This is a genomic window from Streptomyces sp. NBC_01317, assembly GCF_035961655.1.
Classification (GTDB): domain Bacteria; phylum Actinomycetota; class Actinomycetes; order Streptomycetales; family Streptomycetaceae; genus Streptomyces.
On record NZ_CP108393.1, the window covers coordinates 7,119,503 to 7,133,399 of the forward strand.

At 69.0% G+C, this 13,897-nt stretch carries 11 protein-coding genes and 1 pseudogene; 7 read left to right on the plus strand and 5 right to left on the minus strand.

Annotation, left to right across the window (positions count from 1 at the left end):
* Positions 1-91: 91 nt before the first annotated feature.
* The 3 genes and pseudogenes from OG349_RS31100 to OG349_RS31110 form a co-directional block, all read right to left on the minus strand.
* A complete protein-coding gene (locus tag OG349_RS31100; RefSeq protein WP_327237748.1) occupies positions 92-619 on the minus strand; it encodes a YbaK/EbsC family protein in 528 nt (175 codons plus the stop codon).
* A pseudogene (locus OG349_RS31105) lies at positions 616-1,425 on the minus strand (NAD-dependent epimerase/dehydratase family protein); the annotation flags it as partial. The pseudogene OG349_RS31105 and the gene OG349_RS31100, both read right to left, overlap by 4 nt.
* Positions 1,426-1,459: 34 nt before the next feature.
* The gene (locus OG349_RS31110; protein WP_327237749.1) at positions 1,460-2,182 is read right to left on the minus strand and encodes a lysophospholipid acyltransferase family protein; all 723 of its coding nucleotides are present in this window, start codon (positions 2,180-2,182) and stop codon (positions 1,460-1,462) included.
* Between the two features lie 212 nt (positions 2,183-2,394).
* Between OG349_RS31110 and lpdA the strand changes: the two genes are divergently transcribed.
* The gene (gene lpdA, locus OG349_RS31115) at positions 2,395-3,807 is read left to right on the plus strand and encodes a dihydrolipoyl dehydrogenase (protein WP_327237750.1); all 1,413 of its coding nucleotides are present in this window, start codon (positions 2,395-2,397) and stop codon (positions 3,805-3,807) included.
* A gap of 34 nt (positions 3,808-3,841) precedes the next feature.
* Here the strand turns inward: lpdA and OG349_RS31120 are convergent, their stop codons facing one another.
* Both OG349_RS31120 and OG349_RS31125 read right to left on the minus strand, forming a co-directional pair.
* Positions 3,842-4,555: a formylglycine-generating enzyme family protein gene (locus OG349_RS31120; protein ID WP_327237751.1), complete on the minus strand. Its 714-nt coding sequence runs from the start codon at positions 4,553-4,555 to the stop codon at positions 3,842-3,844.
* Between the two features lie 29 nt (positions 4,556-4,584).
* Entirely contained in the window at positions 4,585-4,923 is a 339-nt protein-coding gene (locus OG349_RS31125) for an L-rhamnose mutarotase (protein WP_327237752.1), read from the minus strand.
* A gap of 265 nt (positions 4,924-5,188) precedes the next feature.
* Here OG349_RS31125 and OG349_RS31130 point away from each other — a divergent pair, with 265 nt between their 5' ends.
* From OG349_RS31130 to OG349_RS31155, 6 genes are all read left to right on the plus strand, one after another.
* Positions 5,189-6,019 (plus strand): FadR/GntR family transcriptional regulator, encoded by an 831-nt coding sequence (locus tag OG349_RS31130; protein ID WP_442806338.1) that lies wholly within the window; start codon positions 5,189-5,191, stop codon positions 6,017-6,019.
* Between the two features lie 169 nt (positions 6,020-6,188).
* Complete coding sequence (locus tag OG349_RS31135) at positions 6,189-9,434, plus strand: discoidin domain-containing protein (RefSeq protein WP_327237753.1); 3,246 nt, start codon at positions 6,189-6,191, stop codon at positions 9,432-9,434.
* Between the two features lie 67 nt (positions 9,435-9,501).
* Positions 9,502-10,599, plus strand: a complete 1,098-nt coding sequence (locus OG349_RS31140; protein ID WP_327237754.1) for an enolase C-terminal domain-like protein — start codon at positions 9,502-9,504, stop codon at positions 10,597-10,599.
* 29 nt (positions 10,600-10,628) lie between these two features.
* Positions 10,629-12,011 carry an ABC transporter substrate-binding protein gene (locus OG349_RS31145; RefSeq protein WP_327237755.1) on the plus strand — a complete coding sequence of 461 codons (1,383 nt, stop codon included), beginning with the start codon at positions 10,629-10,631 and terminating at the stop codon, positions 12,009-12,011.
* Complete coding sequence (locus OG349_RS31150; protein WP_327237756.1) at positions 12,008-12,934, plus strand: carbohydrate ABC transporter permease; 927 nt, start codon at positions 12,008-12,010, stop codon at positions 12,932-12,934. The genes OG349_RS31145 and OG349_RS31150 overlap by 4 nt, the downstream gene beginning before the upstream one ends.
* Entirely contained in the window at positions 12,931-13,845 is a 915-nt protein-coding gene (locus OG349_RS31155; protein WP_327237757.1) for a carbohydrate ABC transporter permease, read from the plus strand. Before OG349_RS31150 ends, OG349_RS31155 begins: the two co-directional genes overlap by 4 nt.
* Positions 13,846-13,897 lie beyond the last annotated feature (52 nt).

A 13,897-nucleotide genomic window follows, 5' to 3' on the forward strand; every position in this document is an offset into this window, starting at 1 on the left:
GGCAGGCGGGGTTGAGCTGAGCTACTGATCAACACGAAGGGGCGGCCGGATCCACCGGCCGCCCCTTCTTCGTGCCCCGTGTACGGCCGGGTCAGCCCGCCGGCGGTGCCGCGGGCCGGGAGATCGGCGCGGTGTGCGGCCGGGCGACGGTCCGGTAGTCGGCGGTACGCAGCGCCAACGACCGGTCCAGACGGGCCGCGTTGAAGAAGATCTCCTCTTCCTCCAGGAGCACCGGATCCACCACCAGTTCCAGCTCCGGGTCGAAGGAGAACGGCAGGATCGTGCCGCTGACACTGCCCGCGAGCCGCTCCGCCACCTCGGGCGTCGCGAAGCCCGCGTAGGTGCCGCCCCACAGGGCCTTGAGCGCGCCCAGGTCCACCCGGCGGTCGCCCGGTACGACGGCGAGCGCGTAACGCTTCGTCTTCTTGCCGGTCTTGACCATCACCACGATGCATTTGGCGGCCTGCCGCAGGGTGTTGCCCCGCAGCGCGCTGACCTCCTCGGTCGCGCCCTGCTCCGCGTGCTCGATGACCCGGTAGACCACCCCGTGTTCGTCCAGCAGCCCGGTCAGCCTGTCGTAGGTCTCGTAAGTCCGGTGACTCTCGTGGGTCTCGCTCACTGCGCTCCCTCTCCGTACGCGTCCAGCCAGGCGTCCTCCGCCGCGTAGTCGAAAAGACCGCCGTACGGAGCGAACTGCGCGGCCAGCTTGGGGAACGTATCCTGCCACTCCCGCTCCCGCAGCCGCGCGACCAGCCATTCGACCGTCGCCGGGAGGGACTCGGCGTGGTCGGTGACGGGCCGGTAGCCCAACTCCCGCTCGGCGGCGGTCATGTCGTACTCGATCGGGTGCGCGACCGACCACGGGGTCGAGCCCACGAGGCCCACCGGGGCGGGCCCTTCCACCAGGACCGTTTCGCTCTCGTGGCCCATCACCGCGTCGGTCGCGCGGCCGATCCCGGTGACGGTCGGCGCCGTGGGGTCCGCCGCGTTGAGCACCCGGGACCCGGGACGCAGCGCGGCCAGCCGGATCAGCTCGGCGAGGTGGGACGTGTGCACGGGGTGGAAGCGGCTCCTGCCGCCGTAGGCCAGGACACGCCGTCGGCGCCCGTCGAGCGCGCGCTTGACGAAGAACAGCTCCCGGGGGGTGCGGGAGTACGGTCCATGGATCGCGCCCGCCCGCAACAGCGTCACCGGCAGCGACTCGCCCGCCGCGAGCAGGTCGCGTTCCAGCTGGATCTTCCGCGTGGCGTACGTCGCCTCGCCGGGGGCCACGGTCCGCCGCGTCTCCGGGATGGGTACGGGGTAGTGCGGGGCGCCGTCCGGTTCGCCCTGGGTGTCGAAGCCCCGGCCCCGGTCGTCCTCGTACACCGCACCGCTGGAGATCACGACCGCCGAGCCGATCCGGTCGCCGAGCCCGGTCAGCTGGCCCCAGAGGGTTTCGCCGGTGGCGGATCCGCTCTCAGCGGCGCAGCCGGGGGAACTTCCTCGCGCTCCTGGCCTCGGCCTTCGCGGCCTCCGCCTTGACGTCGGCGGCGTACCGGTCGACGTACTCCTGGCCGGACAGCCCGAGGATCGCGTACATGATCTCGTCGGTGACGGCCCTGATGGCGGCCTTCTGGTCCTCCAGGCCCTCGTACCGCGAGAAGTCCAGCGGCTCGCCGAAGCGGATGGTGACCCGCTTGATGCGGGGGACCTTCTGTCCGGGGGGCTGGATCTCGAACGTACCGACCATCGCGCACGGCACGACCGGGGCCTTCCCCCGGATCGCCATCACCGCGACGCCGACCTTGCCCTTGTAGAGGCGTCCGTCGTGCGAGCGGGTGCCCTCGGGATAGATCCCGAGCAGCTCGTCCTCGGCGAGCACCCCGAGCCCCTCGCGGATCGCCGCCTGCCCGGCCTCCTTGCCCGACCGGTCCACGGGGATCTGCCCGGCGCTCCGGAAGAAGAAGGCGGTCAGCCGCCCCTTGACCCCGGGCCCGGTGAAGTACTCGGCCTTCGCGAGGAAGGTGATGCGCCGTTTGAGGATGGCGGGCATCAGGAAGTGGTCGGAGAACGACAGATGGTTGCCCGCGACGATCGCGGCCCCGTCGGCGGGGATGTGCTCCAGCCCCTCGATCCGGGGGCGGAAGAGCAGCCGCAGCAGGGGCCCGAGGAGCACGTATTTGAGCACGTAATAGAACATGGGATACGCCCCTCACTGCTCCGACCGGCCCCAGGGCGACATTGCCCCAGGTCAGCGGGTGCCCCGGCGGGGGTCAGTGTATGCACACCCGCCCTCACGGGAAAGCGTCCGCGACGAGCCCGCCGAAAGGTGTCCGCCCTACTTCGGCGTTGTGGACAGGTCGGCGTAACGGGACATGAAAGCTTCGATTGATCTGGTCTACGGTGAACCTCATGGACGAACAGGGCGAGCACTTCGATGTCGTCGTACTCGGGGCGGGTCCGGGCGGTTACGTGGCTGCCATCCGGGCCGCGCAGCTGGGTCGGAGCGTCGCGGTCGTGGAGAAGAAGTACTGGGGCGGTGTCTGTCTGAACGTGGGCTGCATCCCCACCAAGGCGCTGTTGCGCAACGCCGAGCTGGCGCACATCGTCACGCAGGAGGCGAAGACCTTCGGCATCCGGTTCGACGGCGAGGTGTCCCTCGACTACGGCGAGGCGTTCCGCCGCAGCCGGCGGGTGGCGGACGGCCGCGTCAAGGGCGTGCACTACCTGATGAAGAAGAACGGGATCACCGAGGTCGACGGGCACGGCACGTTCGCCGACCCGAACACCCTTCATGTGACCCAGTCGGACGGCAGCAGGCGGGTCATCGGGTTCGACAACTGCATCATCGCCACCGGGGCCTCCACCCGGCTCCTTCCCGGGACCGCCGTGAGCGACCGGGTGGTGACGTACGAGGAACTCATCCTCAGCGACCAACTGCCGGAGTCGATCGTGATCGCCGGGGCCGGGGCGATCGGCATCGAGTTCGCGTACGTGCTGCGCAACTACGGCGTCCAGGTCACGATGGTCGAGTTCCTGGACCGGATCGCGCCGCTGGAAGACGTGGACGTGTCGGCCGAACTGGCCAGGCGCTACCGCAAGTTGGGCATCGAGGTCCTCACGTCGACCCGGGTCGACAGGATCGACGAGTCCGGGCCGCGCGTGCAGGTCACGGTCACCGCGAAGGACGGCTCGTCCCGGGTCCTGGAGACCGACAAGGTCCTCCAGGCCATCGGATTTGTGCCGAACGTCGACGGGTACGGCCTGGAGACGACCGGAGTGGCGCTCACCGAGCGCGGCGCGATCGACGTCGACGGCCACTGCCGGACCTCGGTGCCGCACATCTACGCGATCGGCGACGTGACCGCCAAGCTGATGCTCGCGCACGCCGCCGAGGCGATGGGGGTCATCGCCGCCGAGACCCTCGCCGACGCGGAGACCATGGAACTCGACTACGTCATGATTCCGCGCGCCACCTTCTGTCAGCCCCAGATCGCCAGTTTCGGCTGGACGGAGGCGCAGGCGCGCGAGCGGGGATTCGACGTCAAGGTGGCGACGTTCCCGTTTACCGCGAACGGGAAGGCCCACGGCCTCGGGGACGCGAAGGGCTTCGTGAAACTGCTCAGCGACGCGCGCCACGGCGAGATCATCGGCGCCCACCTGATCGGTCCCGACGTCACCGAACTGCTCCCCGAACTCACCCTGGCGCAGAAGTGGGACCTCACGGTGCACGAGGTCGCGCGCAACGTGCACGCCCATCCGACGCTCGGCGAGGCCATCCAGGAAGCGGTCCACGGGCTGTCCGGGCACATGATCAACTTGTAGGGCGCCCCGGGGGTGGGCTGGCACGCGCCGCGCATCAGCCCACCACGGACCGCGCCACCCGGAATCCCACGTCGTCGATCCGGAACGTCGGGTGGCTGCGGCGGCGCACCGAGGCGCGGCAGCTCCAGTGCTCGTCGAACCAGCCGCCGCCCCGCAGCACCCGGTACGAGGCGTAGACCTCCGCGTCGTAGAGGTCCCAGCACCACTCCCACACGTTGCCCACCATGTCGTACAGGCCCCACGCGTTGGGCAGCTTGCCGCCCACCTCGTGCACCCGGTCGAGCGAGTTGCCCCGGTGCCACGCGATGTCGTCGAGCTGCCCGTACCGCGCGTCGGTGGTGCCCGCCCGGCACGCGTGTTCCCACTCGGCCTCGGTCGGCAGCCGGTACCCGTCGGCGGACGTGTCCCACGCGACGGTCGCGGCGGTCGCGGCGGTCGCGGCGTCGTCCGGGAGGGCCGGGAGCGCCGGGAGGTCGTACGCGGGCGTCAACCCCTCCCGCTCCGACCGCGCGTTGCAGTAGCGGACCGCGTCCCACCACGACACCCCCTCGACCGGCAGCCGGCCGCCCCGCGCGGTGCTCGGAGCGAGGCCGGTGACCTCGGCGTACGACGCCTGGGTGACGGCGAAGACCCCGAGCCGGTACGGCGCCACCTCGACCGGCCAACTGCGCTGCGTCCGCCGGTCGGACAGGATCACCCGCCCCGGTGGGACGGCTGTGGTCGTCTCGTGTTCCGTACTCGGGCCCATGAACGGATGATCTTAGCGGCTCGCGCCCGTCAGCCGAGGTGGAAGACCTCCTCCGCCGGCGCCCACCACTCACCCTCCGCCGCGTCCTCCAGGGGCCGCTGGCAGGGATCGGTGCGCTCCCACCACTCCCGCGTGACCGGATCCGCCGCGATCGAGGCCATGTCGGCCTCGTAGTCGTCCCCCGTGTACTCCAGGTAGCTGAAAAGCACCCCGCCGCGCAGGAAGATCGAGTAGTTGGCGATGTGCGCGCGCTTCAACGCCGCCAGGACGCCGGGCCAGGCCGCCGCGTGGAGCGCGCGGTACTCGGCCTCCTTCTCCGGGCGCAGGCGGATGACCGAGGCGAATCGCCGAGTGGTGGGCTGGGGCACGGCCCGTCCTCCCTGGGTGGCAGTGGCAGTGGCAGTGGCTGTTTTTGGTCCGACTCGATGTATCTGGTTCATCGGACGGGATGGACCCTATGTATCGGCGGGCCAACAGGCAACGGTTGCGGCGCCCATGGGTGGTTTGTCTGGATTGCTCGAATGAATCAGCCACTCGCCGAACGGAGTTTGGCGCAAACCTTCCCTTCGCCCCACGCCGGTGTCATAGTGACCGCGCCGATAGATCTGATTCATCTGAACTTGAGGAGGTTGCGTGGTGTCAGGCCCTGCCGGTCCCGCGTCCGGCGGTACGGACGACGCGTCCGACCGCTACCGCCCGGGGTACGAACTCGTCGCGGAACAGCTGCTCAACTACATCGCCGAGCAGAACCTGCTTCCCGGCGACCGGCTGCCGACCGAGAAAGGACTGGCGGAGATCCTCGGGGCCACCCGCAACGTGACCCGCGAGGCCGTCAAGGTCCTCGCGGCGATCGGCCGGCTGAGCGTCCGCAGGGGAGCCGGCATCTTCGTGGCGTCCTCACCGGGCGCGCTGGGCGACGACCGGCTCGCCCACTTCCAGCCGACGAGCATGGAACACGTCCTCATGCTCCTCGACTACCGCCGGCTCATCGAGTCCGAGACGGCGAGACGCGCGGCGACCCTGGCCACCCCGATCGAGGTCCGGGCGATCCGCGAGGCGGCGAGCACGTCCCTGGAGGCGGGGACGGTGGACGACGTCGAGACGTTCGCCCGCGCGGACGCGTTGTTCCACGACTCGGTCGGCATCGCGGCGCACAACGTCTTCCTGCGCTCCAGCGTGGCCAACATCCGCAGCTTCGCCGCGCAGTCGGACGTCCTGCTCTTCCACGGCGACGTGCCGGGCTCCCTCCGGATCGCGGGAGCGCAGCACCTCGCCATCGCCGAGGCCATCGGATCGGGCGACGCGGAATCCGCGGTCCGGCTCATGGCCGAGCACATCTCCACCACCCAGACCCAGTTCGAACGCAAGATCCGCGACCGGCTCTTCAACCAGCCGGACCACACCACCGGCCCGGCGGTCACCCCGCCGGCGCCGGGGGAGCGACAACAGACTTCGGCCTCGTAGAAGACGTCTCGCGGACGACGCACGCAGGCCGTCCAGAACCCCGCAGGAACGACCCGGAGCACCCTCCGGCCCCGTACGCCACCACCCCATTCGTCCCTGGCAGTCGATTGGAATTTCAGTGTCGAAATTTCCCGGCACTCTCCGCACCGTGAAGCGGAGAATGACCCTCATGACCGGCCTCGCGCTGGTCGTCACCGTGGCGATGCCCGTCGGCCTGGCCTCGGCCGGCACGGCGAAGTCCTCGCCGGCACCGCTCAAGATCTACGTCTCGCCGGGCAAGGGCCGCGACGCCGGCTCCGGCACGGCCTCGCACCCGTACAAGACCCTGACACACGCCAGGGACCAGGTGCGCGCGCTCAACGACCGGATGAAGCGCGACATCGAGGTCGAGCTGCTGGACGGTACGTACCAGCTCACCGACACCTTCACCCTGACGAGCGCGGACTCCGGGACCAACGGCCACACCATCACGTACGAGGCCGCGCCCGGCGCCCACCCCGTGATCAGCGGCGGCACGTCCGTGACCGGCTGGAGCGTCGCCGACGCCGCGAAGAACGTCTACAAGGCGCATGTCGGGAACATCGACACCCGCCAGTTGTACGTCAACGGCGAGCTGGCCACCCGCGCCCGCGGCGCCAAGGACCCCGGCGGCTTCACCAAGACCGCGACCGGCTACAAGATCACCGACACGAGCCTCGCCGGCTGGAAGAACCAGTCGGACATCGAGGTCGCCAGCCGCTGGGGCTGGAAGCTCATGCGCTGCCCGGTCGACTCGATCGTCGGCACCACGGTGACGATGCGGCAGCCGTGCTGGAAGAACGCCAACCTCCAGCAGGGCCAGGAGATCACCAACCCGACCTGGCTGGAGAACGCCAGGGAGCTGCTGGACACCCCGGGGGAGTGGTACCTCGACAAGAGCGCGGGCGATGTCTTCTACATACCCAAGGCCGGCCAGAACCTCGCGACCGCGAAGGTGACCGTGCCGCGCGTCCAGGACCTGGTGGACCTGAACGGCACGCTCTCCAAGCCGGTCACGGACGTCACGTTCAAGGGCATCACGTTCTCCTACTCGACCTGGCTCGCGCCCAGTTCGGACGACGGGCTGATCGAGGGCCAGGCGGGCTTCCGCATGGTCGGCAAGGACAACCCGGACTTCGACTCCACCCGGCTGCACTGGCAGAAGACGCCCGGCGCGGTCAACGTGAGCTACGGCCACGACGTGTCCTTCCTGGACAACACCTTCACGCACCTCGGCGCGGTCGGGCTGAACCTCAACACCGGCACGCAGGGAACCACGATCACCGGCAACGTCTTCCGGCAGATCGCCGGGACGGGCATCCAGATCGGTGGCACCGACGTCATCGACCACCACCCGAGCGACCCCCGGTCGATCACCAAGAACACCACCGTCAGCAACAACGTGGTCACCAACGTGGCCGACCAGTACACCGGTTCGCTGGGCATCATGGCGAGCTACACGGACCACACCGTCATCACGCACAACAAGGTCTACGACCTCCCCTACAGCGGGATCTCCCTCGGCTGGGGCTGGGGCCTCACCGACAAGGGCGGCGACACCAACTACCCCGGCAACTCGGGCGTCCCCATCTACGACACACCGACGCCCGCCAAGAACAACGTCATCAGTGACAACGAGATCAGCGACATCATGAAGCTCCAGGCCGACGGGGGTGCCATCTACACACTGAGCTCGAACCCCGGCAGCGTCGTCTCGGGCAACTACATCAAGGGCATCCCCGGCCCCGCCTACGGGGCGGTCTACCACGACGAGGGCAGCCAGTACTTCCGCACGACGCAGAACGCGTTCTGCGATGTCTCGTACCAGTGGCTGTTCATGAACCACGGCCTGGACATCACCGCCGACCGCAACTTCACCACCCAGCCCACCTACTCGACCCAGGCGAACACCATCGGCTCCTCCATAGCCGACAACACCAAGGTCGACAGCTGCGCCCAGCTGCCCGCCTCGATCATCGAGAACGCCGGGCTCCAGCCGGAGTACCGCCACCTGGACCCCGACCCCGCCACCACGGACCGTACGGCGCCCACCGCGCCCGGCACCCCGACCGCGAAGGCCGGCTTCCCGACCGTCACCGACCTCAGCTGGGCCGCGTCGCAGGACAAGACCGGTGTCACCGGGTACGCGGTGTACCTGGACGGCAAGGTCGTCAGCGCCTCCACCAAGCCCACCGCCCGCGTCAGCGGCCTCACCGCGGGCAAGAAGTACACCTTCACGGTGACCGCCCGCGACGCCGCAGGCAACGAGTCCAGGGCGAGCAGGCCCGTCGTGGTGACCATGCCGGCCGGCGTCAACATCGCCAAGGGCAAGCCGGTCACGGCGTCCTCGTACTCCGAGGCCAACACCCCCGGGCTCGCGGTCGACGGTGACCTCTCCACCCGCTGGGCCCAGGGCCTCTTCCTCCCGGACCCCTCCTGGATCCAGGTCGACCTGGGTGCCCAGTACGACGTGACCGGTGCGATCACCACCTTCGAGAAGGCCAACGGCTACAAGTACCGCGTCGAGGTCTCCCCGGACGAGGTCCACTGGGTCACCCTGGAGGACCACACCGGCTCGGCCACCACCGAGGCGACGAACTACTCGTCCGCAGCCAGGCCGACCGCCGGACGGTACCTGCGCCTGACGGTCACCGGCTCCAACGGCAACGGCGGCAGCCTCTACGAGCTCCAGGCGTACGGCTCCGTACAGCCGCCGAACACCGACACCCAGGCCCCGGCCGCACCCGCCGCGCCGAAGGTCTCCCCGCTGGTGCCCGGCACGGCCGACCTCACCTGGACGGCCCCGGCCGACAACGTCGGTGTGGTCACCTACGAGGTCTTCCAGGACGGCAAGCGGATCGCCGTCACCGACCGGACGAGCCTGCGGCTCACCGGTCTGACCTCCGGCCAGAAGTACAGCTTCACCGTGGTCGCCGTGGACGGCGCGCTCAACGCCTCCGCACCGAGCCCGGCCGCCGACGCGACCCTGCCGGCCTACGTCAACCTGGCCCTCGACAAGCCGGTCACGGTGTCCTCGTACTCCGAGCCCAACACCCCCGGGCTCGCCGTGGACGGTGACCTCTCCACCCGCTGGGCCCAGGGCCTCGGCCTCCCGGACCCGTCCTGGATCCAGGTCGACCTGGGCAGGACGGCGTCGGTCTCGGGTGTGGTCACCACGTTCGAGCTCCAGAACGGCTACAAGTACCGCGTCGAGTACTCCACCGACGGCACCACCTGGTCGACGCTGGAGGACCACACCGCGACGGCCACCTCGGGACGGACGAACATCTCCCTCCCCGACGCGCCGGTCTCCGCCCGCTACCTCCGGCTCACGGTCACCGGGTCCAACTGGAACGGCGGCAGCCTGTACGAGCTCCAGGCGTACGGCGACTTCTGATCCTGTGATTCCGAGGGGGAGACGAGCGTCCCGCCCGTCTCCCCCTCCCACCGAAACGAAAGCCAGTATGAAGATCACGCATGTGGAAGCCCATCCGATCCGGGTCCCGGCCGCGGACCCGCCGTTCAGCTGGCGGCAGGGCCTGGCCGGCAGCCCCGCAGTGGGCGACGGCGCGGTCCTGCGGATCGGCACCGACGAGGGCGCCGAGGGAGTGGCGGTGTTCGCGAGACCCGGCGCGGCCGTCCTCCTCGCCGACCTCGTGGACCGGGTGTTCCGGGACGAACTCGTCGGGCAGGACCCGTTCCGGCGGGAGTGGCTCTGGCATCGCGTCTGGGAACTGGACCGCATCCACGAGCTGCCGCTGCCCGCGTTCGGCCTGATCGACATCGCCCTGTGGGACCTCGCGGGACGCGTGAGCGACCAGCCCGTCTGGCAGCTCCTCGGCGGGTTCCGCGACGCGATACCCGCGTACGCCTCCACCAGCACCTTCGCGACCACCGAGGAGTTCCTCGACGTCGCGGACCAGTGCCTGGAGCTGGGCTACCAGGGCATCAAGCTGCACGCCTGGGGCGACGCCCGCAAGGACGCCGCGCTCTGCCTGGCGCTGCGCGAACACGTCGGGAGCGACGTCCCGCTGATGTACGACGGGTCAGCCGGGTTCGACCTGCCGGACGCCGTCCGGCTGGGCCGCGCCCTCTCCGAGGCCGACTACCTCTGGTACGAGGAGCCGATGCGCGAATTCAGCGTCGGCGCCTACCGGCGGCTCGGCCAGGCCGTCTCCGTCCCGCTCCTCGTCGCCGAGACCTCGGACGGCGCCCACATGAACTCCGCCGACTTCATCGCCTCGGGGGCGGCGACCTTCGGCGTACGCACAGGAACCACCCTGCGCGGTGGCATCACCGGAGCGATGCGTACGGCCCACCTCGCCGACGCGCACCTGCTCCGCGCCGAGGTGCACGGTTCGGACATCCCGAACCACCACCTCTGCATGGCGATCTCCAACACCACCTACTACGAGTCCCTCGTCACCCGGACGACGGTGACCCGCGAACGCCACGTGGACGAGCACGGACTCGTCCACGCACCCACCGGTCCGGGGATCGCGCTGCCGCTCGACTTCGAGTACGGCAGCGCCCTCCACCCCTTTGTCGAGAAGCACTCGTGACACACGTAAGAACGCAGAAAGGCAAGACAATGACGTCTTCAAGAGGTTCGGGAGCCGGCATCCGCCGCACCATCACCCGGAAGGCGGTCGCGGCCCTGGCCCTGTCGGCCGTCACCCTGCTGGCCGGCTGTGCCGACGCCACGCAGTCCTCGTCGTCGGACACCACCAAGGCCTTCAAGCCGGTCAAGCAGGACGACGCGTCGAAGATCACCGTCTGGACCGACTCGACCCGGCTGCCGCAGGTGGAGGCGTACCAGAAGCAGCACCCGGACGCGAAGCTCAACGTCGTCACGTACGACGGAGGCGCCGACGGATCGACGTACCTCCAGACGAAGGTGCAGCTCTTCGACCGGACCGGCAAGGGCTGGCCCGACGTCGTGTTCGGCTCGCCCACCGACGTGACCTGGGCCGCGGAGCCGACCAAGCCCGGCGCCATCCCCTTCGCCGCGCCGCTGGACCAGGACCTGGTCCCGCAGAAGACCCTGGACAACTTCGCCAAGGGCTCGCTCGCGCCGTGCCAGGTCGACGGCCACACCTACTGCATGCGCAACGACATAGCCCAGGTCGTGCTCTGGTACAACAAGAAGCTGATGGACCAGTTCGGCTACGAGGTGCCCACCACCTGGGAGCAGTACCAGGCCATCGGCGAGAAGCTCGCCAAGGACCACCCCGGCTACCTCGTCGGGTCGGTGGGTGACACCAACTCCCAGGAGTCGTACTTCTGGTCCAGCCAGTGCCCCGCCTTCAACCTGACGGCGCCGAACACCCTGCGGGTCGCCCTCGGGGACGAGAAGTGCACCCGGATGTCCAAGCTGCTGGACACCCTCATCGCCAAGAAGACCATCAGCACCCAGGGCTTCTTCAGCCAGGGCTTCGCCAAGGACAGCGGTGGCAAGGTCCTGATGGCGTACGGCCCGTCCTGGTACGGCCAGTACCTGTTCAACGCCGCCTTCAAGACGCCGGCCGGACAGATCTCCGCCGCGGCCCCGCTGACCTGGCCCGGTGAGACCACCGCCTCGACGGGCAACGTCGGCGGCGGGCTGTGGATGGTCTCCTCCCACAGCGCCAACCTCAAGGCCTCCGCCGACCTGGTCAGCTGGCTGACCACGTCCGACGAGAACCAGGCCAAGGCGCCGACCTACCCGGCGTACGCCCCCGCGGCCGACGCCTGGCTCGCCAACCCCGACAACAAGAAGTACTTCGCCGGTGACATCAGCGACGTCTTCCGCACGGCCGCCGGCCAGGTCTGGACGGGCTGGTCCAACACCAAGTTCAGTGACTCGACCGCCTGGTCGAGCGTGGTCCTGCCCGCGCTGACCTCGGGCAAGACCCTGTCGGAGACCCTGCCCGCCTGGCAGACGGCCATCGCGAACGAGGCCAAGGCCGTCGGATACAAGGTGACCACGAAATGACCGTGCTGGACACTCAGCACGTCACGAACCCTCCCCGCCGCCGCGCCGCGTCGCGGCGGCGGGGAGGGGTGGCCGGCTACCTGTTCGTCGCCGGCTACGCGATCCTGCTGCTCGCTTTCGGGGTCTTCCCCACCGTCTACTCGTTCTACCTGTCCCTGACGAACGACAAGGGCCAGTTCACCGGCATCAACCAGTTCACCAAGGTGATGGGGGACTACCGGTTCGTCCCCGCCTTCACCAACATCCTGTTCTACCTGGTGATGTGGCTGGTCATCCTGGTCGTCCTGACGGTCCTGGTGGCCGTCGTCCTGCGCGGCCGGATGAAGCCGGGACTGTCCGCAGTCTTCCGCTTCCTCTACTACATCCCGGGAGCACTGGCCGGGGTCGCCAGTGTGCTCGTCTGGCTGTTCATGCTGGACCCGGCGGTCAGCCCCGTCTCCTGGCTGCTGGACGCCATGGGCAAGGACAGCTTCGCCGCCGTCCTCAGCCCCGGCGACCTTCCGGTGATCTTTGTCCTGATCGCCTTCTGGACCGGCGCCGGCGGCTGGATCGTCGTGATGTACGGAGCGCTGAACAACATCCCCGACGAGGTCATCGAAGCCGCCAGGATGGACGGCGCCGGCCCGTGGAAAACGGCCTGGCACATCCAGATCCCCATGATCAGGCAGTGGATCGCCTACATGACGATCCTGGCCTTCGCGGCCGGCACCCAGCTCTTCGTCGAGCCGCAACTGCTCCAGACGGCCAGCCTCGGCCGGGTCAGCCCCACCTGGTCACCCAACCAGCTCGCGTACGTCTTCGCCTTCCAGCAGGGCGACTTCAACGGCGCCGCGGCGATCTCCGTCTTCCTGCTGGCCCTGGGTGTCATCGTCGCCGGGCTGCTCGTGTGGCGCTCGGACATGTTCACGTTGGATGAGAAATGACCTACACCGCATCTGGCCCACCCACCCGCCCGCAGCGCGGCAAGCCCTCCCGCGCCCTGTCGGTCCTCGTCGTCTGCGTGCTGCTGACCGCGCTGCTCGTCTTCTTCGTCCTGCCCGTCGTCTGGCTGCTGCTGGCGCCGACGAAGACGGCGGGGCAGATGACCCACGACTCGCCGCTCTCCTTCGGCTCCTTCGCCCAGATCGGCACGGCCTGGCACCACCTGGTCGACTTCCAGGACGGCGCGCTGCTCCTGTGGCTGCGCAACTCGGCCGTCTACTCGGGCGGTTCGCTGATCCTGACCCTGCTCACCAGTGTGCCGGCGGGGTACGCGCTGGCGCTGACGCGGTTCCGGGGACGCAAGCTGCTGCTGACGGTTACCCTCGTCACGATGATCATGCCGTCGGCCACCCTGGTGCTGCCGATCTTCCTGGAGCTCAACCGGTTCCACCTGATCGGCACGGCCTGGTCGGTGATCCTGCCCTTCTCCTTCTACCCGTTCGGCGTGTACCTCGTCTACATCTACTTCGCCACCAGCCTGCCCCGCGAGATCCTCTCGGCGGCGCGCATCGACGGGTGTTCGGAATGGCAGATCTTCCAGCTCATCGCGCTGCCGCTGGCCAAGCCCGTCATCGGCCTGGTCGCCTTCTTCAGCTTCGTCGGCAACTGGAACAACTTCTTCCTTCCGTATCTCGTGCTGCCGAACAGCGACCAGTTCCCCGTCCAGGTGGGACTGAACCAACTCCTGTCGTCCACGCCGTCGTTCAACCCCGTCGCGGGGGCCGGCCTCAACATCACGATCCCCGAACTCGCGCTGGCCATCATCATCGCGATCCTGCCGGTGCTGGTGCTGTTCCTCTTCTCGCAGCGGACGCTGGTGTCCGGGATGCTCGCCGGATCCACCAAGGAGTGATCCACCAAGGAGTGATCCAACAAGGGGTGATCCAACAAGGGGTGATCCGGCG

Bases quoted from the DNA above. Each gene is read 5' to 3' on its own strand.
- OG349_RS31110 (WP_327237749.1), bottom strand. From the start codon at position 2,182: ATGTTCTATTACGTGCTCAAATACGTGCTCCTCGGGCCCCTGCTGCGG.
- lpdA (WP_327237750.1), top strand. From the start codon at position 2,395: ATGGACGAACAGGGCGAGCACTTCGATGTCGTCGTACTCGGGGCGGGT.
- OG349_RS31120 (WP_327237751.1), bottom strand. From the start codon at position 4,555: ATGGGCCCGAGTACGGAACACGAGACGACCACAGCCGTCCCACCGGGG.
- OG349_RS31135 (WP_327237753.1), top strand. From the start codon at position 6,189: ATGACCGGCCTCGCGCTGGTCGTCACCGTGGCGATGCCCGTCGGCCTG.
- OG349_RS31140 (WP_327237754.1), top strand. From the start codon at position 9,502: ATGAAGATCACGCATGTGGAAGCCCATCCGATCCGGGTCCCGGCCGCG.
- OG349_RS31145 (WP_327237755.1), top strand. From the start codon at position 10,629: ATGACGTCTTCAAGAGGTTCGGGAGCCGGCATCCGCCGCACCATCACC.
- OG349_RS31150 (WP_327237756.1), top strand. From the start codon at position 12,008: ATGACCGTGCTGGACACTCAGCACGTCACGAACCCTCCCCGCCGCCGC.
- OG349_RS31155 (WP_327237757.1), top strand. From the start codon at position 12,931: ATGACCTACACCGCATCTGGCCCACCCACCCGCCCGCAGCGCGGCAAG.